Consider the following 26909-nt stretch of genomic DNA (forward strand, 5'->3'; position numbering starts at 1 on the left):
CATGTGCTAAGTGTAGTGGTGGGCGTCTCGCTTTAACGGATAATGTTTAGTGATTTAATACCTTATCTTGAAATACTCGAGCAGGGCTTTGTATTGGTCTTGGGCTGTCAGACATGTGTCTGTTAGATAGCCATTGATATGCCCCCATTCGTGTAGGCCGCGATAGTAGAACATTTTGAGTTCGTCCGTGATAATGAATGGCACGATATTATTGGCCAGACATTCCTTGAACATCAACAAACGGCCTATTCGGCCATTACCGTCTTGGAAAGGATGAATGCGTTCGAATTGTACATGGAAATTGAGAATGTCTTCCAGCGTCTTATTGTTATTATGATTGTAGTCGCTAAGCAATGCCTTTATCTGTTGATGAACCTGTTCTGGTGGACATGTTTCCTGTCCACCTACTTCATTTGGCAATCGCTTGTAGTCACCAACAGTGAACCAATCTTTTCGACTATCGGATGTTCCTGTCTTAAGCAATAGATGCAGTTGCTTGACGAACGCTTCTGTCACTTTCTCCTCTGCATGGTCTATGATATAGTCTATGCAGTGGAAGTGGTTGACGGTTTCCATGATATCATCCACGTTGACGGCATTGTCAGTAACGCCTATAGTGTTTGTTTCATAAATATAGCGTGTTTGGTCGTGAGTCAGACGACTACCCTCAATATGATTTGAGTTGTAGGTCAAGTCAATCTGCGTACGATGATAGATATTGCCTTTCAGCTTTGAAGACTTTTGTTCCATTAGGGCTGCCAGCAGGGGCGAGATCTTTCCTGTGGATGCTCTTCGTTTGGGAAGCATGGCATCGCTTGGAATATTCCAGGTTTTTCCTGTTAAGAACGCACCTTCTATTTTTCCGCTCGCACAGTAATTGCGGGCAGTTCGTTCAGAAATTCCGTACTTCTCAGCAAATTGTATGACTGATATATACTCCATCTTTTTCTTCTATCGGCAAGTTCGTAGTTCTTTTTCTGTTGCAAATGTACTACTTTTTGCCGATACCGGCAAGATTTTGGACAGTTTTGTTACGAATCAGCGGAATCGTTCCGCTAATCAGCAATCAGATTACTACGGCAGTGCCGCTGACAGCGACCATGAGCATAGAACCCTTGGCACCAATGGTTTCGTAGTCTATATCGACGCCTACGATGGCATCTTTTCGCAAAGAAAAAGAAGGAAAAAGTGTTAAACAGCGATGTTTACATTATTTATATTTTCTTTTGCAAAGAATCTTTCTTGGGAAAGAAAAATATCCCTACCTTTGCAACATCATTGAAAAAGAGACAATCAATAATCATGAAAAGAACTGTTTTTGCTGCATTTTTGTGTGGTGTCGTGTCCTGTTGCGTCATGCCTGTGACGGCGCAGAACGGTCCCACTATGGGGTGGAGCTCCTGGAATACCTACGGAGTGAACATCAATGATGAGCTCATACGTAACCAGGCTAACGCAATGGTGTCGAAGGGACTGAAGAGCGTTGGCTTCAACCACATAAATATTGACGACGGCTATTTTGGAGGCAGGGATAAGGAGACAGGTCAGCTGCTGATACACCCGACACGTTTCCCTAACGGTCTGAAGGGCATCGTTGACCATATCCACAGCAAGGGCTTGAAGGCAGGCATATATAGCGATGCAGGCCGTAACACCTGTGGCAGCATGTTCAATGGCGATGTGATAGGCAAGGGAGTGGGACTCTATGAACATGACCAGCAAGATGCAGATTTCTTCTTCAAGGAGCTGGGATTCGACTTTATAAAGGTGGACTTCTGTGGTGGTTCGTACTATCACAACGAGGACCATCTGGTGCTTGACGAGAAAGCTCGATATACATCCATTGCACAAGCTATTGCCAATACTGGTAGAACGGATGTGCGCATGAACGCCTGCCGTTGGGCTTATCCTGGCACATGGGTTGACGATGCTGCCTTCTCTTGGCGTACAACTGGCGACATCTACGACGGATGGGCTTCAGTAAAGGGAATACTTGCTGAGAACCTGTATCTCGCGGCTTATAGCAGCGAGGGGCACTTCAACGATATGGATATGCTTGAGGTGGGACGTTCCATGACAACTGAGGAGGACAAGACCCATTTTGGCATGTGGTGCATCATGAACTCACCGCTGCTCATAGGATGCGACATGACAAACATAAAGTCATCGGCACTCTTATTGCTGAAGAACAAGGAACTAATAGCACTGAACCAGGACACCCTCTACCAGCAGGCTTATGTAGCAGCCCTTAACAATGAGTGCTATATCTTGGTGAAGGACATAGAAAAGCGTAACGGAACGAAGCGTGCCTTTGCCGTCTATAACTCTACTGACGCAAGCAAGACGGTGAACGTTAGTTTCAAAGCCCTGGATCTGGCAGGACAGGTGACCCTGCGCGACGTGTTCCAGAAGAAAGACCTCGGCGAGTTCACTGATAGCTATGAGGTGACGGTGCCTGCCCATGGTACCCGTATCTATGTTGCGAATGCTGAAACGCGGTTGGAGCGCACGCGCTATGAGGCGGAGACTGCCTATATAAGCGACTATCAGGAGATAAAGAATAACCAGTCAGAGAAGACGGGAATATATGAGTATGCTTCTTACTGCTCTGCGGGTCTGAAAGCAGGATGGCTGGGATTTAGCGAAAAGAACGACCTACAGTGGCGCGATGTGTATAGTTTTGAAGGTGGCACTTATCAGCTTACCATAGCTTATATATGTGGCGCGAACAGAAACATTACCATCAGCGTGAACGGACAGAAGGTGCAGACCGTTTCCTGTAACTCTGGTGGTTGGGACAAGGTGGCCACACGAAACATTACCATTCAGTTGGAGAAAGGACGTAATGTGATAAGACTGTCTAATCCTTCGAACTGGATGCCCGATATAGACTATATTCTCCTGAAGAACAAGTCGGCATCAGCAGCCATCAATGCAACAGAGTCGGATAACCGCGATGATGACAGAGCATTTAGTCTTCTCGGTCGTGAGGTAGATGCCGACAATATGCAGCATGCAGTAGTAATAAAGAATGGTAAGAAAATATTGAAATGATACAAGTATTGTCGATAATAGAGGATACGATGGTCGATGGACCAGGTTTCCGCACGTCTATCTATTGTGCAGGATGCCGCCATAACTGTAAGGGATGTCATAATCCACAGTCATGGGACTTCGATGGCGGACATGCCATGTCAACAGAGGATATAATGAGAGTCATCGAGGCCGACCCCTATGCTAACGTCACCTTCTCCGGTGGCGACCCAATGTATCAGCCGGAAGGCTTTGCTGAGCTGGCTCGTGAGATAAGAAAACGAACGAAGAAAACGATATGGTGCTACACGGGATTTACCTTTGAGGCTCTGATGACAAATCCTCGTCAGCGTGCGCTGCTCGAACAGCTCGATGTACTCGTTGACGGCCCTTTCGTCAAGGCCGAACGCGACGAGACACTATGTTTCCGTGGCTCGCGTAACCAGCGGCTGATAGATGTGCCGGCATCGCTGAAGCGTGGTAAGGTGGTGGAATACAAATACTCACCGACAAGCATCGCGGTGTAGTTGTATTATCTTGTAGTTCTCAGTGTTTGCAGTAAGACACTGAGAACTATTAGTGTTATGCCTAAATAGAACGAGAAATTAACTTCACGACCTTCACCGAAGATAAGGAACGCGAGGATAATGGTATAACACGGCTCGAGGTTGTAGCTGAGGTTCACGGTGAAGGCAGAAAGGCGCTTCAATGCCTGAATCTGCAAGAGGTACATGCCTACAGTGCAGAACAGCGCGTGGCAGAGCATGAACCACAGGTTGTTGCCTTCGGGGATAACCACTACAGCCTGACTGCTTGGAAAGACCATCAGATAGAGTGGTATTATGCAGCTTACGACAATGAGACCGCCCGACATCTGTGACATGAGCACATCGCGGCTTCTCACCCCCACGCTGGCTTTCTTGTTATATATGACATAGAGCGCACATACGAGCGACGACACTATGCCAATCATTATGCCGTAGCGGTAGCGAGTGTCGAAAGAGAAGATGCACATTACGCCAGCCACGGTGATGCACGACAGCAGCAGCTCCATCCAAGAGAAGCGCCGCTTGAGTATCAGCGGCTCACAGATGGCAGTGAAGAAACCTACGAGTGAGAAACATATCACTCCAATGCTCACGTTGGATGCCTTTATGCTGCCATAGAAGAGCATCCAGTGTAGGCCGAGAAGCGCTCCGCAACCGCTCAACTGTATGAACTTACGCAGTGTGACCTTGGGTAAGCCGGTGAACACCAGGAGTATTGACGTGGTGAACAGCATGCGGTACCACACGATATCTACTTCGTTAAGTGTGATGAGCTTGCCGAAAAGTCCAGTGAAACCGGCCAGAAGCACACTCAGGTGAAGCTGTATAAAACCTTTTCTCGTCTCGTTCATTAACCTTTCTTTTTTCTTTAGACAACGAATTAAAAAACGAATTATTTGAATATCTCTGATAGCGGTTTCATTACGAAGTCGCGCTGACGCATCAGCGGATGCGGAATCTTCAGATCGGGCTTGTTGACAGTGAGGTCATCATAGAGAAGTATGTCAATATCTATTGTGCGGTCGTGGTAGTGGCCGTCAACAGATTTCTGTGTTCTGCCAAGCAGTCGTTCGATGGATTGGGCCTTTTTTAGCACTTCGTGAGGTGAGAGTGTTGTCTCGCAGCAGATGACACTGTTGATAAAAGAGTTGTCAGACTCAAAACCCCATGGCTCTGATTCATATAAAGCTGACTGGCGCACAATGGTGCCAATCAGCTTTTCTATCTCTGCATAGGCTCTGCTTATGTTTCCCTGGCGGTCGCCAAGGTTGGAGCCTAAACCTAAATATATTTTATGCTTAGTCAAATTCTCAACTCTCCATTCTCTTAGTCATCGAGCATCAGTATGGCATCGCCGAAGCAACCGAACTGGTACTTATGCTTCAGAGCCAGCTTATAGGCTTCGATGGTGAGGTCATAGCCTCCGAAGGCAGCTGTTGCCATCATCATTGTTGACTCGGGGTGATAGAAGTTGGCAATCATGCTGTTGGCGAGTCCGAAGTCGTAAGGTGGGAACAGGAACTTGTTGGTCCATCCCTCATACTCCTTCAGCAAGCCGTCGGTGCCTACTGATGTCTCTGTGGCACGGGCAACGCTAACACCTACTGCGCATATCTTGCTGTTTCTTGCCTTTGCCTCATTAACTATGTTGCAGCAGTCGGCATTGATGACCATCTGTTCAGAGTTCATCTTGTGCTTAGATAGGTCTTCCACCTCTATCTGGTCGAAGCAGCCAAGGCTACAGTGAACGGTGAGGTAGGCGAAGTTAAAGCCTTTGATCTCCATGATCTTCATCAGCTGTTTGCTGAAGTGCAGACCTGTTGATGGAGCGGTGACAGCACCTTCGTTCTTCGCGAAGATGGTCTGGAAGTTCTCCATGTCATCGGGCTCGGTGGCACGGCGCTCCACGATATAGCGTGGCAGTGGTGCCTCACCAAGAGAATAAAGCTCGTGCTTGAACTCGTCGTGGTCGCAGTCGTAGAGGAATCGCAGTGTGCGACCGCGTGAGGTGGTGTTGTCAATAACCTCTGCCACCATGGGACCGTCGCCGTCGAAGAACAGCTTGTTGCCAATACGGATCTTGCGTGCAGGCTCAACGAGCACGTCCCACAGGCGCAGCTCCTCGTTAAGCTCGCGCAGGAGGAATACCTCGATCTTCGCGTCTGTCTTCTCCTTTGTGCCATAGAGGCGCGCTGGGAACACCTTCGTGTCGTTGAAGATGAATGTGTCACCCTCGTCGAAGTAGTTCACTATGTCGCGGAAGGTGAGATACTCTTCGGTGTCGTTGCCATCGGCATCTTTCTTGAAGAGTTCAATCTTCTCGCTCTTGCGGTGAAGTACCATCAGGCGGCACTGGTCGCGATTATAGATTCTGTCCACAGTTCCGTCTTCGTTCTTGAAGGCACGGTGAGGAGGGTAGAGTGCCACCAGCTCCTCTGGCAGTTTGAATTTAAATTGTGATAGTTTCATCTATGTATAATAATTTTGTTTTATTCATTACTTAGCAGTTCATGCTTTTGCCTTTGCTGGCATCTCGTCTTCAGTGTCCACTGTTTCAAGCCATTCGTTGAAGCCGTCAAGAGTGAGGCAGTCTTCTATGCGCTTGTCGCCAAGACGTGTGCGGCACAGTGCTGTAAGGAAGGCACCGCTACCGAGTGCTGCACCTATGTCACGGGCCAATGAGCGTATGTATGTGCCCTTGCCGCATGCCACGCGTATGCTCATCTGCATGGTCTCTGGGTTGAAGTCGGTCAGCTCTATCTCGTCAATATGTATGGGCTTTGCCTGCAGTTCCACGTCGGCACCTTTGCGTGCCAGTTTGTATGCTCTGTATCCGTCAACCATTACAGCCGAGAAAAGCGGTGGCACCTGCATTATATCGCCTTCAAACTGATGCAGCACTTGTTCTATCAGTTCCCGTGTGATATGCTTTGTGGGGTAGGTCATGTCAACGGTGTGCTCCCTGTCGTAGGAAGGCGTCGTTGCGCCCAGTTGCAGTGTTGCTGTGTATTCTTTGCTTTGCAGTTGAAGGCTTTCTATCTTCTTTGTAGCCTTGCCGGTGCATAGTATCAGCACTCCTGTAGCCAAAGGATCGAGCGTGCCGGCATGACCTGTCTTCAGCCTTTTCACGCCCAGCTTTTTCGACAGTCGTGTACGCACGAAAGCCAACGCGCCGAACGATGTCATGCGGTATGGCTTGTTTATGTAGATAAATTCGCCTTCGTGGAAGTTCATTTCACTCACTTAAGGTTTGGTTATGTGTTGATGTCCGTATTAATCTACCATTGCAAGAGAATGGCCTGTGAGCAGCAGTATGATTATTATGCTGCCTACAACGATGCGATATATGCCGAACGCCTTGAAGCCGTATTTAGTGAGGAAAGCCACAAACCACTTCATAGCCAGCAATGCCACGATGAAAGCCACCACGCATCCAAGTATCAGCATTGTTATGTTGTGAGTAGTAGCCCATGCAGCATCTTCCTTCAGCAGGTCGAGCAAGTCCAAGAGTGTTGCTCCAGCCATAGTGGGAACAGCCAGGAAGAACGAGAACTCTGCCGCGCGTTTACGTGTCAGTCCCTGTGTCATACCGCCCACGATGGTTGCCATTGAGCGCGACACACCCGGGATTACCGATATACACTGGTAGAGACCAATGTTGAAAGCACGTTTCTCGCTCAGTTTGTTCTCATCGGTGCCTTTGTTAAACAGTTTGTCACAAAACAGCATAAAGATACCGCCTACTACCAGCATCACAGCCACCACCTCTACACTGTCCAGAAGCCAGTCGAGCAGTCCCGACTTCTTTGCCAGCAGTCCTATGACAACAGCAGGAAGCACGCCAATGAACAGCAGCCAATAAAAGCTGAACTTATGCTTCAGTTTCTGGAAAGTGTTGCTGCCGGCAGGCGCAGGTGAGTTGTCGAGCTGGAAAAACTGTTTCCAGTAGAGACAAACCACTGATAGTATGGCGCCAAACTGTATTATGAATGTGAAGGCATGAACGAAAGGATCGCCTTGTGGAACGCCAAGAAGATTCTGTGTGATAATCATGTGTCCTGTCGATGAAACGGGCAGAAACTCTGTCAGTCCTTCAACAATGGCAATGATGATTGTCTCAATCCATGTCATTCTTTACGTCCTCCTTATCCTTAGCCTTATAAACGACAGCATAGATCATCGACACAAAACCGATGAGGCACACTATAGGTGCAACCTTTATGCGGCGTACACTGAAAATGTCGGGATTGTAGGCCGACTCTGTTGAGCCGTCGCCACCCATGAGTATGAACCCTATGATGACAATAGCCATTCCTATTGCCAACAGAATGAAATTCATTCGTCCAAATGCAAAATTTCTCTTATCCATTGTCTTTTATATAATTCTCAATTCTCAATTCTCAGTTCTCAATTCTCAGTTCTCAAATCTTATAAAGCTCTCCTGCCTTCATGCGTAGGAACTTGTTTACCGACAGGAAGGTGCAGAACAGCATTATCACCAGTCCAGAGGCGAACACAGCTGCAGCAGTGACGCTCATCTCAAACACGCCGATAACCTGTTCTACTCCTGGCTGATAGCGGTAGAGGGCATATAGCACTCCGCCAAGCACTCCGCATGCCAGTAGCGATGCCACCAGGCCGATGCCTATGGCGCGGCTAAGGAACGGACGTCGAATAAATCCCCACGATGCTCCCACCAGTTTCATGGTGTGTATGGAGAAACGGCGTGAGTAGATGTCCAGACGTACTGAGTTTGATATAAGTGAATAGCTCACTATGATGAGCAATACTGCCAGTGCAAGGAGTATTACCGAAGCCCTCTGCAGGTTGTTGTTCACGCTTTCAGTGAGATCTTCCTGATATGCAACGTCGGTGACAATCCTCTTGTTGCGTTTCAGCTGTTTCGATATGCGTCGTAGTGAGTCGGCATTAGCATAGTCTGCATTTACGTTAAGCTCGATAGTCGCCACAAAGGGGTTTACACCAAGGAACTCTGAAGGGTCGCTTCCCATCGCCTCGGTCTGTTCCTTCAACGCCTGCTCCTTGCTTATATAGACCACCTTTTTTGCGTATGGCTTCTTGCCCAGGTCTTTGGCAAAGCTGACACTCTCCTTAGCCGTAACGCTGTCGCCCAGCATCACGGTAACAGTGAGATTCTCGCGCACATAATTAGAAAGATTCTGGGTGGTGAATACAGTGAGTACTACAAGCCCTAAAAGAGTAAGCACCATGGTGGTGCTGATACACAATGTCACGGCCTGCATACCTTGATGGCGCCGGGTCGTCTTTTGTCGTTTTTCCATTAGCTAATTGGAACGTTTACACCAAATTTTGTGCAAAGTTAGTAATTTCTTCACTATAAAAGTTTGTATATAATTGGTTTACATGCGCGAGTTATGTATATTTAACACTTTTAGTCTAAAAAAAACTGCTTCGCCGTCTTTTTCTCGCAGTTTACTATTACCTTTGCCCGTGCTATGAGTACAGTTATCTATCCTTCACCCATCTTCGGACCTGTTCATAGTCGCCGACTGGGTCTGTCGCTCGGCATTAATCTTCTGCCGGCCGACGGTAAGGTGTGCAGCTTCGACTGCATATATTGTGAGTGTGGCTTCAATGAAGATCACCGTCCCAAACTATCCATGCCTTCTCGTGAAGAGGTGGCTCAGAAGCTTGAAGAACGTCTGCAACTGATGACAGCTGAAGGGCGCCTGCCTGACGTGCTGACCTTTGCCGGTAATGGCGAACCGACATGTCATCCGCATTTCCCTGAGATCATTGACGATGTGATTGCCTTGCGCAACCGTTATTGTCCTGATGCTAAGGTGTCGGTGCTGAGCAACTCGACCCTCATACATGTTGAGCGTGTTCACGATGCCTTGATGAAGGTTGATAACAATATTCTTAAGCTCGATACCGTCTCGCCTGATTATATCAAGCGCGTTGATCGTCCTGCAGGCATATATGATGTCAACCGCATCATTGAACGAATGAAGGCTTTCAATGGACATATCATCATTCAGACGATATTCTTCCATGGACCTGAGGTGACAAACACTTCCGAGGATTATGTTGCTCCGTGGCTTGAGGCGGTAAAGGCGATTCATCCACAGCAGGTGATGGTCTATACCGTTGACCGCGAGACTCCCGACAAGACGCTGTCGAAAGCTACTCATGAAGAACTTGACGGTATTCGTGACCGCGTAATCGCCGCCGGCATATCTTGTACTGCATCTTATTAAAAACCCACCCCCAACCCATTCTTTGCAAGCAAAGCGTCGCAAGCGCCGAGCGCCCTAGGGGAGGGGGAGTGTATATAGTTTTTTATGGAGTTCCGCACTATTGTTAATATCCCCCAACCGTCGTTCCAGATAGAACCGCTGGAGCGAATGCTCTTTGTTGGATCGTGTTTTGCCGATGGAATCGGACAGAAGTTTGTGGAAGAGCGGTTCCGCGCAACTGTTAATCCTTACGGTACAATGTATAATCCCGCCTCGATACTTCATACCGTGGAGCGTTTCTGTGAAGAGTCTGTTGACGGCGAGTTTCCCCGCGTTGCGTTCTTTACGCTGGGCACTAATCATGTCTATCGGCTCAATGCGACAGGCGAGATTGTTGACAACTGTCAGAAGCGTCCTCAGCGATTGTTTACTGAAGAGGTGCTTGCTGTCGATGAAATCGTTTATTTCTTAAAAAAAGCGATAGGAAAGTTGCGATGTCATCACCCTGATATTCATGTTGTGCTGACCGTGAGCCCCATACGCTATGCGAAATATGGATACCATGAGAGCCAGTTGTCGAAAGCAACACTTCTGTTGGCTGTTGACAAACTGTTGAAGGAAAGCGATGAGGCTGTCTCTTATTTTCCGGCCTACGAGATTGTTCTCGACGAACTGCGCGATTATCGGTTTTATAAAGAGGATATGCTTCATCCGTCAGCACAGGCTGTTGAGTATATCTGGCAACAGCTTGTGGATAATTATCTGTCGCCTGCTGCACAGACATTCCTCAAAGAGTGGAAGCCAATAAAAGAGGCTCTTGGTCACCGACCGTTCAATCCCGATAGCGAGGAATATAAGCGGTTCTTGACTGAAGCAAAGGCAAAAGAAAAAGCCTTACTGACAAAGTACGGCTTTAGACTATAGACGGTAATTTTTCTTGACGTCTTCAATTATGGAGTTGGGGACGAGATTATCGATAGAATCGCCTGTTTTTATGCGATTTCTTATTTCTGTACTTGAGATGTCCATCAGCTCTGTATCTACGATTTTTACGCTTGGAGGAAGTGTCGTGAGGTCAATATCGCTTCCGCGACGAGGATAGACAATTATCTGATGTTTTTTTACAATGTCTTCGCTGCGATACCATCGTGGGAATAGTTCCCAGTTGTCACCGCCAATAAGAAGTACAAAAGTGTCGTTAGGGAAGTCCTGTTTCAGATGCTCAAGTGTGGTCCATGTGTAGGAAGGCTTGGGAAGGCGCAGTTCATAGTCACATGCTTTTATCCCTTTTTCGCCTTCCAATGCTTTCTTCGTCATCTCAAAGCGGAGTTTGTCATCAAGGAGATCGTTCCTTCCCTGTTTAAGCGGGTTCTGTGGCGAAACCATCAGCCATACCTCGTCGAGCCCGCCCAGTGTCAGCAGTTGGCGTGCCAAAGAAATATGTCCCACATGAATAGGGTTAAAACTGCCACCGAACAGACCTATTTTCATTATTCCTCCTTAAGAAAATCGTTTACCAGTCGCAGTGTCTCTGCCTTTGCCTCCTCCAGGTTGTCGTTCACTACGATATGGTCGAACTGTGGTGCAAAGGTCATCTCATATTCTGCCTTTGCAAGTCGTTCTGCAATAGCCTCTGCTGTATCGGTGGCGCGACCCTCGAGACGACGGCGCAACTCTTCTACCGACGGTGGCTGGATGAACAGGCTCATCGCTTCGTCACCATAGTATTTCTTTATGTTTATACCACCTTTCACATCTACGTCGAATACCACGTTCTGCCCCATCTCGCGCTGACGCTCCACCTGCTCTTTCAGTGTGCCATAGAAACGGTTTTCATAGACCTCTTCATATTCCAGGAACTCGTCCTTTGCAATTTTTTCGCGGAACTCTTCTGGTGTTAGAAAGAAATACTCCACACCATTTTGCTCTGTGCCGCGTGGTGCACGCGATGTGCAAGAAATAGAGAATGCCATGTGCAGCTCAGGGTGTTCCTTCATCAGCCACTGCACGATTGTGCTTTTACCACTGCCGCTAGGAGCAGAGATAACAAACATTTTACCTTTCATACTTCGTAAAATTCGTTGTTTAAAGAAATAGGAAGTTGAATTGTTTTTACTCCCCTCCTTGGATGGGGCGGGGGAGGTTACAGTGCATTCAGCACTTGCTCTTTAATCTGTTCGAGCTCGTCCTTCATCTGTACGACGATGTTCTGCATCTCGGCCTGGTTCGATTTTGAACCGGTGGTGTTTATCTCGCGTCCCATCTCTTGCGCGATGAAACCGAGCTTTTTCCCTTGTCCGTGACCGTTGGCCATGGTCTCGCGGAAGTATTTCAGGTGGTTGGTCAGACGCTGCTTCTCTTCGCTGATATCCAACTTCTCGATGTAGTATATCAGCTCTTGCTCTAAGCGGTTCTTGTCATATTCCACTCCGGGAATCTGTTGTAGCCCGTCAACAATACGCTGACGAATCTTCTCTACACGTGACTTCTCGTAAGGCTCAATCTCTGCCAGCAGACGCTCTATGTTGTCTATCTTCTCATTGAACTTCTTCTCAAGTGCTGCACCCTCTTGTTTGCGGAAGTCTATAAGTGCATCTATAGCCTGTGTGACAGCCTTGCGTCCCTCTGTCCATTCCTCGTCGGTGAGCACCTCTTGGTCTGTCTTCGCCATCACGTCAGGCATACGGGTAAGCAGTGGCAGCCACTCTGATGGTTCAGCGATACCTATACGTCCTGCAGCATCCTTTAGCTGATTGTAGTAGATCTCCATGAGTGCAGCGTTGACAGGAGTGGCGTCGACACCCTGCTCCTTCTCTATCCATAGTGAGAAGTCCACCTTACCGCGCTCCACGGCAGCAGCAACCATCTGCCTTATCTCCATCTCTTTCTCACGGAAAAGCGGAGCGATGCGTGTCTGCAGGTCGAGCTGCTTTGAGTTTAATGACTTGATTTCAACGTTGATTTTCTTGTCTTTGTAGGCTACAACAGCTTTGCCATAGCCCGTCATTGATTGTATCATGATATTTGTTGTGTATTGTTTCTTCGTTGCAAAGGTACTATTAAGTGATTAAAATGCCAAATTTTTTTCCACTTTTCCTGTCTGTAACTAAAAAGGTGTCTCGCCTTTCGGCGAAACACCCATTATCAGATTGTGTTGAATAATCGAAACTAGAACTTCCAACCAAGACGGATAGCTGGCTCGATGTAAACATTGAGTCTTGCAGTTGTTCTTGTGTTGTCAATAGCACCTGCTGTAGGTGTAATGGTCATTGTCTTGATGTCAGTCTCTGTTACCACAGGAGTTGTTGTTGGGTTGTTTACAACCATCTTGCCGATTCTGCGACCATCTTCAGATGTTTCTGTCCAGTTGGTCTTGGTGTTAACAGTAACGGCTGTCAGACCAGCAGGTACAGTACCAGTATATCTTGTGATATTGTCCTGGTTCTCGTTGTAAGTGGTCTTGTATGTTGGATTAACATAGCTGGTTGCGCTGAAGCGGATGCCAAGCTCTGTGCCTACATAGAGACCCTTGTAGATGTAGAAATCCAAACCGGTAAATGCCTGAGCGAAGAAAGAGTGGTTAGACGCATTACCTGTGTCGTCACCATCAGTCCACTCCGTTTTTTGGGTATAATTGCTCTTCGTCTCTGTAATTGTGTTGAATGCGCCCGTTGTTGTAAGGTTATAGTTATCAGAATTGCCTTTTTCTTCAATTTCAGCTGAATAGAACTCTCCTCTATACCCCAGCTCACCACCAATATAGATGTTCATACGACCATTGTTAACGATATGGTGCTCATAACCTACAGCAACTTTAAATGAAGCGTCAGCTCTTGTTGTCTCTGTCTCTTTGTTATTAATGATGTAGCTTGTTACATCGTTGTCGAACTTGTTATTATAGGTTTCCTTAACAGTGTTGTTGTCGCCACCAATGCTGAATCCAAGGTTAACGCGGAGAGCGCTCTTTTCACTAAAGAAGTAACGAACCTTCAGACCGTCAATACGGAACTGGTTGTAGTTGTTGCCAAATGGGTTGAACTGAACTTCAGTAGTAATGGTTCCTGCCTCAGGTGTATACTGGGCCATTGCACTTGTTGATACAAGCATCAAAGCAGCAGCTGCTGCGAACTTTACGATTGTTTTCATTGCGTTTAAGATTTAATTATACAAAAAGTTTATTGTGTAAACTGCGGCAAATATATGGGTTTCTTCTGAATTAAACAATTTTTTTTAAAGAAATTTTTAAAAAGTATAAAATTTTGTAGCATTTTCGCCTCTTTTGTTCCCTTTTTTGCGTTAATGGTGTGTCTTTTCATGGAAAATGTTTAACTTTGCACCTTATTTAATATATAAGGAACTGACTATGTCTTGTATTTTGCATATTGAAACAAGCACTTCGGTGTGTTCAGTGGCTGTGAGCGAAGATTCTCACGTCATCTATCATGCCGAGGAACACACGGGTGAGAAGGGCAGCGCAGCCGAGAAGCTTGGCACTATGGTTGACGAGGCTCTTTCATTCACCGATAACCATGCCATACCCTTCGATGCTGTGGCCGTGAGCTGCGGACCTGGTTCATATACAGGCCTGCGTATTGGCGTGTCTATGGCAAAAGGTATCTGTTTCGGCCGTGATCTGAAGCTACTTGCCGTACCAACGCTCGAACTGCTCTGTGTGCCGGTGCTGCTGAGTGAGAAGGTAGAATGCCCCGACCCATCCGAAGAAGGTGGAACATCACAAAAAGAACCGCTGCTCTGTCCTATGCTCGATGCCCGTAGAATGGAGGTCTATGCAGGTCTCTACGATCGTGCCCTCCGTCCTGTACGTCAGGTGCAGGCTGATGTGGTCAATGGCGACACCTATCGTGAGTGGCTCATGGAGCGCCCTGTCTATTTCTTCGGTAACGGTGCTGAGAAATGCATGGAGACAATACGCACCGGTCTGCCCGAAGAGTGTGTTTCAAACGCGCGTTTCATACCTGATGTGGAGCCCCTCGCTCGTTGGATGCAGCCCTTGGCAGAACGCCGCTTGATTAACGGCCAGACCGAGGATGTGGCTTATTTTGAGCCGTTCTATCTTAAAGACTATGTGGCAAAGATGCCAAAGAACCCCCTGATTTGATTTATGGATATTAAAGGATTAGACTACAACACACAGCGCGAGCCGCTGCTCATGCCCGAGTATGGTCGCGAGATACAGCTCATGGTTGACCACGCCATGACAATCCCTTCGCGTGAAGAGCGTCTTCGTTGCGCCAAGACCATCGTAAAGCAGATGGAGTTTAAGGTGCCTCAGATGCGTGAGAACGGAAACTACAAGCAGACACTCTGGGATCATCTCTACCTTATGAGTCGTGGAGAACTCGACATCGACTGGCCCTTTGATGTAAGCAATGCCGAGAAGATGCATACCAAGCCCACACCTGTGCCCCTGCCAAAGGGAAAGATTCATCTGCGTCATTATGGTCGTATGATTGAAGAAGCCCTGCAGCGCCTGACGGAGATGCCCGATGGTGCTGAGCGCGACGAGCTTATACGTCTCACTGCCAACCAGATGAAGCGTGACCTCGTACAGTGGGGTCATGGCTCTATTGATGATGAGAAGGTGGCTGATGACATGGCACGCCTGACCAACGGTGCGGTGCAGTTAGATCTCCACACGTTCCGTTTTGAACAGGTCAAGCCCCAGAGCGAGCCTGTGCAGACAAAGAAAGGCAAGAAGCGTAAGTAAGCGGTGCTTCAACGAGATAGATATACTACGTAGAAACACCTAACGAATAATAACGATGGCATCATTCTTAATAGAAGGCGGACATGCGCTGAAAGGAACCATCCAGCCGCAGGGCGCAAAGAACGAGGCACTACAGGTTATATGTGCTACGTTGCTCACTGGTGAAAAGGTGACCATTAGTAACATACCCGACATACGCGACGTCAACAACCTCATACAGCTGTTGCGTGACATTGGCGTGAGAGAAGAGAAGATTATCAGTACGCGTGCTGACGGCTCGTCGGTAACGTCTTACTCCTTCCAGGCTGACAGCCTCAATCTTGACTATCTGGAGAGCGACGAGTTCGTGCGCAAGTGTTCAGAGCTGCGCGGCTCCATCATGATGATTGGTCCGCTGCTGGCACGTTTCGGCAAGGCTTACCTCGCCAAGCCTGGTGGTGACCAGATAGGCCGTCGTCGTCTTGACACCCATTTCCTCGGTTTCGATAAACTCGGGGCAAAGTTCGAGCAGGTAGAAGGACGTAGCGTCTATAAGATAGCAACGCAGAAGCTCCGCGGAACATACATGCTCCTTGACGAGGCTTCAGTCACAGGTACTGCCAACATTGTCATGGCAGCTGTACTGGCCAAAGGTACCACAACTATATATAATGCAGCCTGCGAGCCTTATCTGCAGCAGCTATGTAACATGCTCAACCGCATGGGGGCACGCATCAGCGGCGTTGGTTCGAACCTGCTCACCATTGAAGGCGTTACTAAGCTGCACGGCACCGATCACGCCATATTGCCAGATATGATTGAGGTGGGCTCGTTTATAGGCATGGCAGCCATGGTAGGCGACGGCGTGAGGATAAAAGACGTGTCGCTGAAGAATCTGGGCATCATACCCGATGTGTTCCGCCGTATGGGCATCAAGGTGAAGGCTGAGGGCGACGACCTCATCGTTCCGACACAGCGCCACTACGAGATACAGTCCTTCATGGATGGTACGACCATGATTATTGCCGATGCTCCATGGCCAGGACTGACACCTGACCTGCTGTCGGTGCTAATCACCGTGGCAACACAGGCCCGCGGTTCGGTGCTGTTCCACCAGAAAATGTTTGAGAGCCGTCTGTTCTTCGTCGATAAGCTCATAGACATGGGGGCACAGATAATCCTCTGCGACCCTCACCGTGCTGTCGTCGTAGGTCATGACCGTAAGATTCCACTTCGTGGCGGTCGCATGTCGAGTCCCGACATTCGTGCAGGTATTGCCCTGCTTATCGCTGCCATGAGTGCTAAGGGAACCAGTCGCATCGATAACATTGAGCAGATAGACCGCGGCTACGAACACATAGAAGACCGCTTGAATGCTCTTGGCGCTTGCATAACACGTGTGTAAGCCACCTAAATAGTGATTGGTATGATAAGGAAAGAAGAGGTTTTTAGGATTGGTCGCCTTGGTAAGGCCCACGGCATTCAGGGCGAGGTGACACTTCAGTTCGATGACGATATTTTCGACCGCGTAGATGCCGACTTCCTCGTGCTTGAGGTAGAGGGCATACTCGTACCGTTCTTCATGGAGGAATATCGCTTCCGCAGTGACAGTACCGCGCTGGTGAAGTTTTGCGATGTTGATACCCAGGAGCGAGCACGCGAGCTTACGGGTTGCGACGTCTATTTCCCTCTGTCGCTTGTGCCCGATGAAGATGATGCGCCCCTCTCTGTAGCCTTCCTTGTTGGCTTCAAACTTATTGATGCCGGCACGGGAAAAACCGTTGGCACTATCGCTTCTGTCGATGACTCTACCGTAAACCTGCTTTTCGAACTGGAAGACGGCACTCTTATCCCCGCCAACGACGACCTCATCACTTCGATAGATAAAGATAAACGTCAAATAATAATGGAGCTGCCCGAAGGACTGCTCAATTTATGATTCTGTTATGAAACGACAAATAGCCATTCTCGGCTCAACAGGAAGTATCGGCACACAGGCTCTTCAGGTTATAGAAGAGCATTCCGATCTCTATGAAGTATATTGCCTCACGGCCAACAACAAGGTTGAACTGCTGGCAGAGCAGGCACATAAGTTCCACCCTGCAGCTGTGGTCATAGCTAATGAACAGCGCTATGACGAACTGAAACAGCTTATGAGCGACATGCCCGACGTGAAGGTATATGCCGGAGCACGCGCCCTCGACGAGATTGTAGAGTCACAGCCCATCGACATGGTGCTCACCGCAATGGTGGGCTTCGCAGGACTGAACCCCACGATACATGCCATCAAGGCACATAAGACCATCTGTCTTGCCAACAAGGAGACACTCGTCGTGGCAGGCGAGCTGATATGCCGACTGGCAATAGAGAACCATGTAGCCATTCTGCCTGTTGACAGCGAGCATTCTGCCATATTCCAGAGTCTCGTGGGCGAAGACCAGAACCCGATAGATAAGATTCTGCTCACTGCTTCTGGCGGACCGTTCCGCACGAAGAGCATGGAGGAGATAGGCCATGTGACCAAGGCCGATGCTTTGCGCCATCCTACATGGGACATGGGAGCAAAGATCACCATTGACTCGGCATCGATGATGAACAAGGGCTTCGAGGTTATCGAGGCAAAATGGCTCTTTGGCGTCGATGCAAAGCAGATTCAAGTGCTCGTACACCCACAGTCAATCGTACACTCTGCCGTACAGTTTCAGGATGGCTCGGTGAAGGCACAGCTCGGCGTTCCCGACATGCGCCTGCCCATACAGTATGCCTTCTCCTTCCCCCACCGACTGCCACTCAGCGGCGATAAGCTCGACCTCTTTGCTGCACAGAAGCTGGAGTTCTTCGAGCCCGACCTGAAGAAGTTCCGTTGTCTGGCTATGGCTTATGAGGCATTGGCGCGAGGCGGCAACATGCCATGCATCGTCAATGCAGCCAATGAGATTGTAAACCGTGCGTTCCTCGAAGACCGCTGCGGCTTCCTGCAGATGGGCGACATCATTGCCGAGACCATGGCGAAAGCCACCTTTATCAAGACACCAACACTCGATGACTATATGCAGACCGATGCAGAGGCACGTCGCATAGCATCACAATTATTATAATAACGACAAATGGAAGTTTTTTTAATTCGAACACTACAGTTCATTCTCGCCATCTCACTGCTTGTACTGCTGCATGAGGGCGGACATTTCTTTTTCTCAAAGCTCTTTGGCGTAAGAGTTGACAAATTCTTCATATTCTTCGACCTCGGAATAGGTAAGTGGAGCGGTAAGCTGTTCAGCTTCAAGCCGAAGAAGAGCGACACCGAGTATGGCATCGGATGGCTGCCACTGGGCGGCTATTGTAAGATATCAGGTATGATTGATGAGAGCTTCGACACCGAACAGATGAAGCAGCCCGAACAGCCGTGGGAGTTCCGCACAAAGCCCGCATGGCAGCGCCTGCTCATCATGACTGGCGGTGTGCTCGTCAACTTCCTGCTCGCCTTGTTCATCTACTCCATGATAATGTTCACGTGGGGCAACACCTATTACGATGTGAAAGACATGACCTACGGCATGAAGTTCAGCGACGAGGCGAAGGCTCTTGGCTTCCAGGACGGTGATATACTCATCAGCCACGATGGTACAGCTTTCGATGCTTTCGATGTTGACACCTATCGTGACCTTGCCGATGCTACCGAAGTAACGGTGAAACGCGACGGCAAGAACGTGTCTCTCAGTCTGCCTGGCAACCTCAACCTGCTTGACATGATAAAAGACGAGCCACGCTTCGTATTCCCATTCATGCCTGCTGTCGTTGACAGCGTTAGTCCTAATACTCCTGCTGCAGAGCTGGGACTGAAGCATGGCACGAAGCTGCTTGCCATAGGCGGACACGATGTCGATTCCCATAACAGCTTTCTCTTTGAGATTGGTCGTCTGAAGGACATGATGACCGCAGCACAGACACCTGAAGACAGTCTGAAGGTGCGTACCACCACGCTCGTCTATGCTAACGGTGAGCAGGTTGATACTGCCACTGTAGTGCTTACGTCAGACCTTCGTCTTGGCTTCACTGCAAAACATTATTTCAATCTCTATGAGCCGGTACACGAGACCTATGGTTTCTTTGCCAGCTTCCCTGCCGGCATTGAGTATGGAATGGATGTACTGAAGGGCTATGTGGGTGACCTGCGCTACCTGTTCTCAAGCGATGGTGCCAAGTCGCTCGGAGGTTTCGGGTCTATTGGTAAGATGTTCCCCCCAGTATGGGACTGGCACATGTTCTGGTTGATGACGGCACTGCTCTCCATCATCCTCGCCTTCATGAATATCCTGCCTATTCCTGCGCTCGATGGTGGTCATGTGCTGTTCCTGCTTTACGAGATGGTTACTCGTCGCAAGCCAAGCGAGCAGTTCATGATTTGGGCTGAATACTTTGGCTTCGGAGTCGTCATCCTCCTTATGGTCGTTGCCAACCTGAATGACATCCTACGTGAACTGAACCTCATGTAAAGTTAATTGACATATATAAGAGGGTGTGTCAAAACTGATACACCCTCTTTTCTGACAGTTCTATAATATAGTTTTGACATCCTCGTATTCTTGTTTTTACTACCCTGAAAACCAAAGTCGTCGACTTTGGTGACCAAACTCGTCGACTTTGGTCACCAAACTCGACGAGTTTGTAAAATGGTATTGTCAGAACCACATCGCACCCCTGACTATAACACATCGCAATTCTGTAACCTTCAGTCCCATTTTAAATACCGATGTTTGCAGTTTTTTATAAAAACACCGCTTACGCTAAAAACAGGACCTCTCCTCGCTCGGCTCTGCCGCTTTGCAAGGCAAAGAACCTCTCCAAAGGGCGAGGGGAGTGAATACAAAAGAGGGTGTGTCAAAACACAAGATTTAATTAAAAACAACGGATTTCACGGATTTTACGGATTAAAGCCCTACTGATAATCAGTAACTTAGAAAATCCGTTTAATCCGTGAAATCCGTTGTGGTTAATTATGACACGTCCTCTCTATGTGTAGTTCGTTACTTAACCACTACCTTGAGCTAAAGCTCGAGCTCGTTCACGTTCGATAGAGCATGAGCGAGCTCTGCTCTATTCTCACTTAACCACTACCTTTTTACCGTCGTGGATGTAGATGCCCTTTGGCAGCTTCTTGCCATCTTCGACCTTCAGACCCGAGAGGGTGTAGGTAGCTGCGGGACGCTTCACCTCGAAGTTCACTGTGCGGATAGCTGTGACGAGGAATGAGAGTTCCACAATATCACTGTCAGCATAGCCAGGAGCCTTGGCAAACGCCTTGATGACTAAGTCGCTGGTTAAAGGAATGGGCGCTTCGTACTTCTTCACGCTGCTGCTGCCTTCTGCGCATGGGCAGGTGCCGTCGAGCGTGTAGTAGATGGTTGCCTCGGGCAGTTCGCAGGTTAGCTCAATCATCGTGCCGTAAGCGTAGGCTTGATCCGGCATGTAGTTCGACTCAGGCATTGGGCAGATGAAGTCATTTTCGTCCTTCACGTTGACCACCACCACCTTCTTCATGTCGCTGTCATCCTGCATCTGGATGATGGCAGCGGTGGTGCCATGAGCCTCGCCCGTGAGGTTCAGTGTGGCAAAGCCCTGCTCGTTGAAGGTCAGCTCGTCACTTTCAGCTGTTACTATCATGTCAGAGAGAATCTTCACGCTGGCCTTCTTGCCGGCAGCTGCATCGGCAGGCATGGCTTGGATGGTGACAGGCGTAGTCTTGTCGTAAACGACGTGAACAACTGAGTCGGCCAACAGTGCATTGATAGTTTGCGTGATGTCGAAATCCTGCGTATAAGCATCACCCATCGTCACACCTGCATAGCTCTCCACGTTGCCGCTCACGGTGAGCAGCAGCTTTTGGCCTACTGGCAGACTGGTCTCGGGGATGAAGTCGGCACGCTGTGCATAGAGCGTATCGGCACCGTTGAATACCGGTTCCACGCTTCCGCTAATGGCCTCACCGCTCATAGTGACGCTGATGTTCTCAGCACTCAGTGAAGAGGGCAGCATGTACTTGTCGAACGTGACTTGCACACCGTTCTGCGTAGCCTTGACCTGACTGACCACAGGCTGCGAGAACTGCGTCATGCTCTGGTTCACATCGAGTTGTGGTGGTGGCACGGGCAGCCATTCCGAGTATTCGGTCTGATAGCCCTGCTTCTCATATTTCACCTGCCACAGTCCGGTAGGCACCATCCATCCGTATTCGCCATTCGCGTCGGTCACCTGCGGGTTCACCTGTCCGTAATTCTCGGCATCCCATACGATGACCTTCTCCACATCGTCGCCAAACTCGTTCTTCGTCACCTTCTTATAGAACACGGTTGTCGTAGCACCCTCCAAGCGGTTGCTCTCCACGCCCTCATAGACGAAGCCAGAAGGGTCGAGTGTTGGTGGCGAATCCGGGCAGCAAGGGCCGCAGTTGCTGGTGCACTCCTTCGGGTCTTTCTTTTTAGATTTCTTTGTCTCTGTGCACTCCAATTCGTTTCTCTCAATGATGAGATCGCAGTATTCCTCTGTAATGCGCATGCCGAAGTATTCATCACAAATCTTGGTCAGTGCCATACTGCCGACCGACAGTCCTAAGCCCATGAGACCTTCAGGTGCAGCCACAATTGTGGTGCAGCCCACCAGACTGGCAATAGCTCCTGTGATGCCTATTATGTCGGCAGTAATCTTCTTCATGCTGTAGCCAGCGGCCCACCATGCCAGGTTGAAGGCATCTTCCCTCAGCTGAGTGGCCTTGAACTGATCGTTCGGACACGGATTTGGAATGCTAAAGTAGAAATCAACTATCGTCTGACAGTTCTGTACCATCTCTCTCAGGTTGTTCACCAACGAGATGAAGCCGCCTACACAGCCTATTGCGTCGCCGAATTTCAGGTAGCTGAGCGCATTGCGTGTCTTGCAGGCCAGCGTCGATTTCTTGGCCAGTTCGTTCAGTCGATCATAGCGCACCTTGTTGAATTCGGCTATCTCTCGCGGAGTGAGCGTACCCATACCCTTGGTCTTATTAATCAGCTTGATGATATTGCTCTGTTTCTTGGCAATGTCGTCGATGTAGTTGCTCATCACATCGATGGCCACACTCAGGTATTCCTGATATTCCGATATCTTTTCGCTGATACCGCTCAGTTTTTCCCACATCGCCTCGATAGTTTCCTTTAGAGCTTGGATGTCGTATGAGCTGACACGGCGGCTGGTGGCTGGAATATCATTTTTGAACGTTACTACGAGATTGTCTTTCAGGCTCACTAAAGTGAGTGTATTGTCCTCATCGTTCGAGCGGATGTAGAGAGCACTTCCGTCATCCATCATAAAGCATTGGTAGCCCTCCGACTGTAGCGACAATTCTGTCATACCCGTGGCAGGAGCCGTGATGATGCCATTGAACATTTCGCCCAAACTGTTCATGTCCTTCAGGTCTTTGGTAATGGCCTGTTCGAAATAAGTCTTCTGTGCAATGATATTGTCGATGTCGATGTTCAGTGCCGACTCGTCGCTTTCGCTGATGTCTTCATCGTCAATCTGCATGCCATAGTAGCCCAAAACCTGAACATAGATGTTGTACAGCTGGTCGTCAATGGCCTTGCAGCGTTCTTGGTCGTTATTGTCGATAGCAGCCTGTAGCTGCTCCAGCAGGGGTGTAGCCTGGTCGATGAGCTGCTGTGGAATCAAGTCGGGTGTAAGCAGATTCTTATAGAAGTTGACGGCATTCTGCACTTTCACTCGCGAACCAATGATGTCACTGTGGTAATAGGGCGTCACGTTCACGTTGCAGGGCATCGATCGGGTGTTGAACTTCTCGTAGGCAATCCAGCGGTTCTTGCGTGCGTTGTAGTGGGCAGGAATTATGAAATGCTCAGCATCGGGTCCGTCGGTGAAGATGGACAGATCTACGGCATAGACCTTCGTGGTGTCGTTGTTCGACAGATTGATCTCGAAGGTGAAGTCGGTGTTATAGCCCTCTTCGTTAGAGTAACCGTAGGAGTGAGGATTGGTCTCGCGTTCCATCAGGTCGAACGTTACCACCTGCTCCTGCAAGTGCACCGGGTGGTGGTTGAAGAACGACATCTTCACCGACAAAGGCACCACAGCGTTGGGGTCGAACCTCACCTTCTTGCTCTCAGTCTGATAGCTCACACCATTCTTGTAGGTAATCTTCGCATAAACGTCATAGACATCCATGGCCAGGGCGTTGGGCAGGGTGCACGTGGCTTTCCACTCACCTTTGCTGTTGATCTGTGCCTTACCGATGGGCTGGTTGCCCGCCATCACCGTCACCTCGTAGTATTCTTGTACCCAAGGTTTACTTTGAGCAAGTCCATAAGATATGCGACGCGGTGCTCCCTGTCTGGCAGTGGCGGTAGAGTCTTCAGTCTCGTCCTCTTCCGGTTCAAAGTACATGGCTGTGCCCTTCACGTTGAAGGTAGGTTTGACAATCATGTCGGGAGCCTGAATGCCCGAACGACTGACCGCGATGCTCGTGGTCTCCAGAATCTCGCGCTCCTCCTTGCCGTTGAGGGTGTATACTAAGTAGATCTCGGGCGTGTAGTTTCCAGCCTTCAGTGGTATCATGCTCAGCTGCATCCTGCCGCCTTCGTCGTAGTGAGGCCATTCGATGGTGAGCTTACGCTCGACCTCATCCCAAGTCGTGGTGGCAGCGGTGAGCTGTATCTCGCTCTTGCTTACATGCGATCCCGATGCGATAACATCCTCAACAGTACCAATGGGAAAATACATTCCTCCACCACCACTGCCATTCGATGAGGAATGGACATATACTGTTCGGTAATACATGCGATAGCTGCGGTAGGCCGAAGGCTTGCTGATTCCTTCGGGTACGTACATCTCCAGTCGGCAATCGGTGGGATAGAGCGACTCATCATAGGTGCTGCCATAGACGCGCTCTTTCAGACCTTTAAAGGCCACTCTCGCCGTAATGCCTATGCTCTGGCCCACAACGCCCGTGCCATTGCCAAACCTGGCGCGGCGCTCCGTCAAGTGACTTTCAAGCTGGGTCATGGTGAGAGGCACACGGGTAAAGCGTGTCTTGGCCGAATGGCCATTGCTGATGCTTACTTGCTCGGTAACATAGTCGGTGTCTTCAACGTACTGCTCTAACTGGCTCTTGCTATTGATGGAGGCATACTGCGGTCCTTGCGACATGGCAGCCAGCAGGTAGTCGCCTGCCTGCAGTCCTTCGAAGCGCAGCAAGCTCTCATTACCAAAAGCCTGTTTCTTCACCAGTTCGCCCGTCTCGGCCTTGAACAACAGCACAGCGGGGTGGCTGCTGCTTGACATGTAGTAGGAGGCCTCGATATAACCGCGCTGAACGATGGGCAGCGTCACGCCCACTTCTTTCTGCTGACCTACCACGGTGCTTGCCTCCACGGGGTCGATGTCGTTCTTGGCACTGCTGGCCGCAACCGTCAGCCGTGTGCCTTCGGGCAACTGGGTGTAGAAGGTATAGCGCGGATAGCTAGACAGATAATGCGTGATGACCGAGTCCTTGCCATTGGGCAGATGGGCGGTGAACTCATAGTTCAGGCTGCGCCCGTCGGTATAGCCCTGCATCACCGTTGGAGTCACGTCCTCTGCCACAGCAGCCTGATAGGTGTGACTCAGCGTTAGCTGTGTGCCGTCGGCCTGTGTAAAGGCGGTGGTAAACTCTGTGCTGTCGGCCAGGTTGACATTGAACGACTTCGAGCCGTGTATTGGTGATGTCACGGTAATGTGGCTCCAGGTGGCCAGAGCCTCTCCTACAGCCCGTCCGTCACCGCCAGTGGTCAGCGATGTGGAATTTCCTGTGACTCCCGATGGCAGTATCTGTGACACCTGCACCGTGGCATTTTCAATGCCCGCATGGGTTGCTTCGTCAATGACGCTGAATGTCACCGTTGTGTTCTTCAGCGGCTCTAATGGCAGCACGATGTTGTCGGGCTGTCCGCTCTGTCCCACAATGATGACTGTCGTGTCGGGCTGCTCATACTGGCTGGCCAGTTGGCGTTCCAGCGAGACCACATACTTCACGGTCTGTCCGTCGAGCATATCGACAAGCTTGGTGCCGCGAGCCAGGTAGCTGTTGTCGGCAGCGAGCCACATGTTGCTGAACTTATCCTCAGGCATGGTCTGACCGTCGGCCTTGATGGTGAGCGACAGTGCGTGCACGTTTTTCAGTTGCGGGAAGGTGACGTTGAGGTGCTCGCTCTGCACGAAGATGTTGTCTATCTGGGCCACTGCGGCACCACGGCTGTTGACCAGTGCCAGCGAGTAGTTGGTGTTCTCAGGCAGGTAGGTGAAGGCATACTCGTTTCGTCCGTTCATCAGCAGGCGGCGCACTTGTCCGCTGCTCAGCGAGGTCAGCTCTAACGACATGTTCTTATACTGTGCCAACTGGGCGGCGGTGGCGTTGTCCATCAGTTTCACCGTCAGGTTCACGTAGTTCTGGTCCATGGCCAGAATGGTAAAGTCTTTCCAGCCTTTGGCTTGCTTATAGAGCTCTACCGACTCAGCCGGTACGCGCACCACCATGTCGGGGCAGTCGGGGAAGGCCCACTTTCCGCTCTCCACGAGATCCCACTTTTCGGTCACCTCGTTGTATTCTTTATCGAATTCCAGCTCTGGAGGGGTCATAGCAAAACAGATGAAGGTCTGCAGTTTCGTACCCATGAAAGCATTGCGCTCAATCTTCTTCAGCGTTGAGGGCAACAGAACTTCTTTAATGCTCAATTCGCTCATGGGCCCTCCATAGTTTCCGCCATTGATGGTCTCTATGGTTGAGCGGCTGAGGTCGTAGACCAGACAGTTCTTGAAGTCATAGATATTGCCGAAACTCTGTGAGATGAAACGTATCACCTTGTCGTAGTCGTCTTCGGTGAAGCCAGCCGGGTATCTGCTATCGTAATCCAAGATGAGTGTGCCTGTTTCAGGATCCCACGAGTTGGCTCCGGGCTGGTAGCCAGGGGCTTCTGGGTCGTACTCAAAGAATCCTCTCAGTTTCACATCCTCATCGGGCATGGTGAAACTTAAAATTGAAGCCGTCGGTGTCTGGTTTTCAAATGTGTATGGCAGACCGTTGAGAGTCCATTCTTTCAGAGCAAAGTCATAGCTCCTATAGCTAATATAAAATACGACCGGAGCACCTACGGGAACCTGCACATTATTGAGTGTGTCGGTACAATAATAAAACTGTGTTGAGCTCGTCACACCGCCGTCGTCAACAACTTCTGCAAAGAAAGAGACGGTGACCGACACTACACCTTCTGGCAGTGTCTCCACGCTCAGACGGTGTGTTTTCGGACTCTGTGCGGTGGCCGTGAGGGTCAGTAGGCACAGTAGGAATATATTGAATAGCTTTTTCATAATCGTTCGGTT

General features: G+C 49.4%; 23 protein-coding genes and 1 pseudogene. 10 read left to right on the forward strand and 14 right to left on the reverse strand.

The features are described from left to right. Positions 1 to 54: 54 nt before the first annotated feature. Together M1L52_RS05440 and M1L52_RS05445 are read right to left on the reverse strand one after the other, a co-directional pair. The gene (locus tag M1L52_RS05440; RefSeq protein WP_248613926.1) at positions 55 to 942 is read right to left on the reverse strand and encodes a Fic family protein; all 888 of its coding nucleotides are present in this window, start codon (positions 940 to 942) and stop codon (positions 55 to 57) included. 124 nt (positions 943 to 1066) lie between these two features. Beyond that, positions 1067 to 1162, reverse strand: a pseudogene (locus M1L52_RS05445) (heavy metal-binding domain-containing protein); the annotation flags it as partial. Positions 1163 to 1302: 140 nt separating this feature from the next. Between M1L52_RS05445 and M1L52_RS05450 the strand changes: the two are divergent. Both M1L52_RS05450 and nrdG read left to right on the forward strand, forming a co-directional pair. Then, the gene (locus M1L52_RS05450; RefSeq protein WP_248613927.1) at positions 1303 to 3054 is read left to right on the forward strand and encodes an alpha-galactosidase D; all 1752 of its coding nucleotides are present in this window, start codon (positions 1303 to 1305) and stop codon (positions 3052 to 3054) included. After that, the gene (gene nrdG, locus M1L52_RS05455) at positions 3051 to 3560 is read left to right on the forward strand and encodes an anaerobic ribonucleoside-triphosphate reductase activating protein (RefSeq protein ID WP_248613928.1); all 510 of its coding nucleotides are present in this window, start codon (positions 3051 to 3053) and stop codon (positions 3558 to 3560) included. The genes M1L52_RS05450 and nrdG overlap by 4 nt, the downstream gene beginning before the upstream one ends. Before the next feature lie 5 nt (positions 3561 to 3565). On the opposite strand, the gene M1L52_RS05460 is transcribed toward nrdG, so the two are convergent. Genes M1L52_RS05460 through M1L52_RS05490 form a run of 7 tightly spaced genes read right to left on the reverse strand, consistent with a single transcriptional unit; the run spans position 3566 to position 8884 of the window. Next, the gene (locus tag M1L52_RS05460; protein ID WP_248613929.1) at positions 3566 to 4432 is read right to left on the reverse strand and encodes a DMT family transporter; all 867 of its coding nucleotides are present in this window, start codon (positions 4430 to 4432) and stop codon (positions 3566 to 3568) included. A gap of 41 nt (positions 4433 to 4473) precedes the next feature. Then, positions 4474 to 4887 carry a 2-amino-4-hydroxy-6-hydroxymethyldihydropteridine diphosphokinase gene (gene folK, locus M1L52_RS05465; protein ID WP_248613930.1) on the reverse strand — a complete coding sequence of 138 codons (414 nt, stop codon included), beginning with the start codon at positions 4885 to 4887 and terminating at the stop codon, positions 4474 to 4476. Between the two features lie 20 nt (positions 4888 to 4907). After that, positions 4908 to 6050: a tRNA preQ1(34) S-adenosylmethionine ribosyltransferase-isomerase QueA gene (queA, locus tag M1L52_RS05470; protein ID WP_248613931.1), complete on the reverse strand. Its 1143-nt coding sequence runs from the start codon at positions 6048 to 6050 to the stop codon at positions 4908 to 4910. A gap of 39 nt (positions 6051 to 6089) precedes the next feature. Continuing rightward, the gene (truB, locus tag M1L52_RS05475; RefSeq protein ID WP_248613932.1) at positions 6090 to 6815 is read right to left on the reverse strand and encodes a tRNA pseudouridine(55) synthase TruB; all 726 of its coding nucleotides are present in this window, start codon (positions 6813 to 6815) and stop codon (positions 6090 to 6092) included. 39 nt (positions 6816 to 6854) lie between these two features. Further along, the gene (locus M1L52_RS05480) at positions 6855 to 7712 is read right to left on the reverse strand and encodes an undecaprenyl-diphosphate phosphatase (protein WP_248613933.1); all 858 of its coding nucleotides are present in this window, start codon (positions 7710 to 7712) and stop codon (positions 6855 to 6857) included. Continuing rightward, complete coding sequence (locus M1L52_RS05485; RefSeq protein ID WP_248613934.1) at positions 7699 to 7950, reverse strand: DUF3098 domain-containing protein; 252 nt, start codon at positions 7948 to 7950, stop codon at positions 7699 to 7701. The genes M1L52_RS05480 and M1L52_RS05485 overlap by 14 nt, the downstream gene beginning before the upstream one ends. A gap of 52 nt (positions 7951 to 8002) precedes the next feature. Continuing rightward, on the reverse strand, positions 8003 to 8884 hold the full coding sequence (locus M1L52_RS05490) for a cell division protein FtsX (RefSeq protein WP_248613935.1): 882 nt from the start codon (positions 8882 to 8884) through the stop codon (positions 8003 to 8005). A gap of 174 nt (positions 8885 to 9058) precedes the next feature. Here M1L52_RS05490 and M1L52_RS05495 point away from each other — a divergent pair, with 174 nt between their 5' ends. Beyond that, positions 9059 to 9823 (forward strand): radical SAM protein, encoded by a 765-nt coding sequence (locus M1L52_RS05495; protein WP_248613936.1) that lies wholly within the window; start codon positions 9059 to 9061, stop codon positions 9821 to 9823. 84 nt (positions 9824 to 9907) lie between these two features. Next, positions 9908 to 10726 carry a GSCFA domain-containing protein gene (locus M1L52_RS05500; RefSeq protein ID WP_248613937.1) on the forward strand — a complete coding sequence of 273 codons (819 nt, stop codon included), beginning with the start codon at positions 9908 to 9910 and terminating at the stop codon, positions 10724 to 10726. Here M1L52_RS05500 and nadD read toward each other — a convergent pair. The 4 genes from nadD to M1L52_RS05520 form a co-directional block, all read right to left on the reverse strand. Then, complete coding sequence (gene nadD, locus M1L52_RS05505) at positions 10721 to 11293, reverse strand: nicotinate (nicotinamide) nucleotide adenylyltransferase (protein WP_248613938.1); 573 nt, start codon at positions 11291 to 11293, stop codon at positions 10721 to 10723. The genes M1L52_RS05500 and nadD overlap by 6 nt on opposite strands. After that, positions 11293 to 11868, reverse strand: coding sequence for a guanylate kinase (gene gmk, locus M1L52_RS05510; RefSeq protein WP_248613939.1), 576 nt, complete (start codon positions 11866 to 11868; stop codon positions 11293 to 11295). Before gmk ends, nadD begins: the two co-directional genes overlap by 1 nt. Before the next feature lie 77 nt (positions 11869 to 11945). Then, positions 11946 to 12821 carry a YicC/YloC family endoribonuclease gene (locus M1L52_RS05515; RefSeq protein WP_248613940.1) on the reverse strand — a complete coding sequence of 292 codons (876 nt, stop codon included), beginning with the start codon at positions 12819 to 12821 and terminating at the stop codon, positions 11946 to 11948. 149 nt (positions 12822 to 12970) lie between these two features. Further along, positions 12971 to 13948, reverse strand: coding sequence for a hypothetical protein (locus tag M1L52_RS05520; protein WP_248613941.1), 978 nt, complete (start codon positions 13946 to 13948; stop codon positions 12971 to 12973). 217 nt (positions 13949 to 14165) lie between these two features. On the opposite strand from M1L52_RS05520, the gene tsaB reads away from it, so the two are divergent. The 6 genes from tsaB to rseP are packed head-to-tail and all read left to right on the forward strand — an operon-like array spanning position 14166 to position 20002. After that, the gene (gene tsaB / locus M1L52_RS05525; protein ID WP_248613942.1) at positions 14166 to 14921 is read left to right on the forward strand and encodes a tRNA (adenosine(37)-N6)-threonylcarbamoyltransferase complex dimerization subunit type 1 TsaB; all 756 of its coding nucleotides are present in this window, start codon (positions 14166 to 14168) and stop codon (positions 14919 to 14921) included. 3 nt (positions 14922 to 14924) lie between these two features. Beyond that, the gene (locus M1L52_RS05530; protein WP_248613943.1) at positions 14925 to 15530 is read left to right on the forward strand and encodes a DUF4290 domain-containing protein; all 606 of its coding nucleotides are present in this window, start codon (positions 14925 to 14927) and stop codon (positions 15528 to 15530) included. A 55-nt stretch (positions 15531 to 15585) separates the two neighbouring features. After that, positions 15586 to 16914, forward strand: coding sequence for a UDP-N-acetylglucosamine 1-carboxyvinyltransferase (murA, locus tag M1L52_RS05535; RefSeq protein WP_248613944.1), 1329 nt, complete (start codon positions 15586 to 15588; stop codon positions 16912 to 16914). 21 nt (positions 16915 to 16935) lie between these two features. After that, entirely contained in the window at positions 16936 to 17448 is a 513-nt protein-coding gene (gene rimM / locus M1L52_RS05540; RefSeq protein WP_248613945.1) for a ribosome maturation factor RimM, read from the forward strand. 7 nt (positions 17449 to 17455) lie between these two features. Further along, positions 17456 to 18607 carry a 1-deoxy-D-xylulose-5-phosphate reductoisomerase gene (locus M1L52_RS05545; RefSeq protein ID WP_248613946.1) on the forward strand — a complete coding sequence of 384 codons (1152 nt, stop codon included), beginning with the start codon at positions 17456 to 17458 and terminating at the stop codon, positions 18605 to 18607. Between the two features lie 9 nt (positions 18608 to 18616). Beyond that, entirely contained in the window at positions 18617 to 20002 is a 1386-nt protein-coding gene (gene rseP, locus M1L52_RS05550; protein ID WP_248613947.1) for an RIP metalloprotease RseP, read from the forward strand. A gap of 607 nt (positions 20003 to 20609) precedes the next feature. On the opposite strand, the gene M1L52_RS05555 is transcribed toward rseP, so the two are convergent. Next, a complete protein-coding gene (locus M1L52_RS05555; protein WP_248613948.1) occupies positions 20610 to 26897 on the reverse strand; it encodes an FN3 associated domain-containing protein in 6288 nt (2095 codons plus the stop codon). Positions 26898 to 26909 lie beyond the last annotated feature (12 nt).

The sequence above is a fragment of the Prevotella sp. E13-27 genome (assembly GCF_023217965.1).
GTDB lineage: Bacteria > Bacteroidota > Bacteroidia > Bacteroidales > Bacteroidaceae > Prevotella.

Bases quoted from the DNA above. Each gene is read 5' to 3' on its own strand.
- M1L52_RS05555 (WP_248613948.1), bottom strand. From the start codon at position 26,897: ATGAAAAAGCTATTCAATATATTCCTACTGTGCCTACTGACCCTCACG.
- tsaB (WP_248613942.1), top strand. From the start codon at position 14,166: ATGTCTTGTATTTTGCATATTGAAACAAGCACTTCGGTGTGTTCAGTG.
- rimM (WP_248613945.1), top strand. From the start codon at position 16,936: ATGATAAGGAAAGAAGAGGTTTTTAGGATTGGTCGCCTTGGTAAGGCC.
- M1L52_RS05460 (WP_248613929.1), bottom strand. From the start codon at position 4,432: ATGAACGAGACGAGAAAAGGTTTTATACAGCTTCACCTGAGTGTGCTT.
- nadD (WP_248613938.1), bottom strand. From the start codon at position 11,293: ATGAAAATAGGTCTGTTCGGTGGCAGTTTTAACCCTATTCATGTGGGA.
- M1L52_RS05500 (WP_248613937.1), top strand. From the start codon at position 9,908: ATGGAGTTCCGCACTATTGTTAATATCCCCCAACCGTCGTTCCAGATA.
- truB (WP_248613932.1), bottom strand. From the start codon at position 6,815: ATGAACTTCCACGAAGGCGAATTTATCTACATAAACAAGCCATACCGC.
- gmk (WP_248613939.1), bottom strand. From the start codon at position 11,868: ATGAAAGGTAAAATGTTTGTTATCTCTGCTCCTAGCGGCAGTGGTAAA.
- M1L52_RS05485 (WP_248613934.1), bottom strand. From the start codon at position 7,950: ATGGATAAGAGAAATTTTGCATTTGGACGAATGAATTTCATTCTGTTG.
- M1L52_RS05515 (WP_248613940.1), bottom strand. From the start codon at position 12,821: ATGATACAATCAATGACGGGCTATGGCAAAGCTGTTGTAGCCTACAAA.
- M1L52_RS05450 (WP_248613927.1), top strand. From the start codon at position 1,303: ATGAAAAGAACTGTTTTTGCTGCATTTTTGTGTGGTGTCGTGTCCTGT.
- M1L52_RS05520 (WP_248613941.1), bottom strand. From the start codon at position 13,948: ATGAAAACAATCGTAAAGTTCGCAGCAGCTGCTGCTTTGATGCTTGTA.
- murA (WP_248613944.1), top strand. From the start codon at position 15,586: ATGGCATCATTCTTAATAGAAGGCGGACATGCGCTGAAAGGAACCATC.
- M1L52_RS05440 (WP_248613926.1), bottom strand. From the start codon at position 942: ATGGAGTATATATCAGTCATACAATTTGCTGAGAAGTACGGAATTTCT.
- M1L52_RS05495 (WP_248613936.1), top strand. From the start codon at position 9,059: ATGAGTACAGTTATCTATCCTTCACCCATCTTCGGACCTGTTCATAGT.
- M1L52_RS05480 (WP_248613933.1), bottom strand. From the start codon at position 7,712: ATGACATGGATTGAGACAATCATCATTGCCATTGTTGAAGGACTGACA.
- M1L52_RS05530 (WP_248613943.1), top strand. From the start codon at position 14,925: ATGGATATTAAAGGATTAGACTACAACACACAGCGCGAGCCGCTGCTC.
- rseP (WP_248613947.1), top strand. From the start codon at position 18,617: ATGGAAGTTTTTTTAATTCGAACACTACAGTTCATTCTCGCCATCTCA.
- nrdG (WP_248613928.1), top strand. From the start codon at position 3,051: ATGATACAAGTATTGTCGATAATAGAGGATACGATGGTCGATGGACCA.
- queA (WP_248613931.1), bottom strand. From the start codon at position 6,050: ATGAAACTATCACAATTTAAATTCAAACTGCCAGAGGAGCTGGTGGCA.
- M1L52_RS05545 (WP_248613946.1), top strand. From the start codon at position 17,456: ATGAAACGACAAATAGCCATTCTCGGCTCAACAGGAAGTATCGGCACA.
- M1L52_RS05490 (WP_248613935.1), bottom strand. From the start codon at position 8,884: ATGGAAAAACGACAAAAGACGACCCGGCGCCATCAAGGTATGCAGGCC.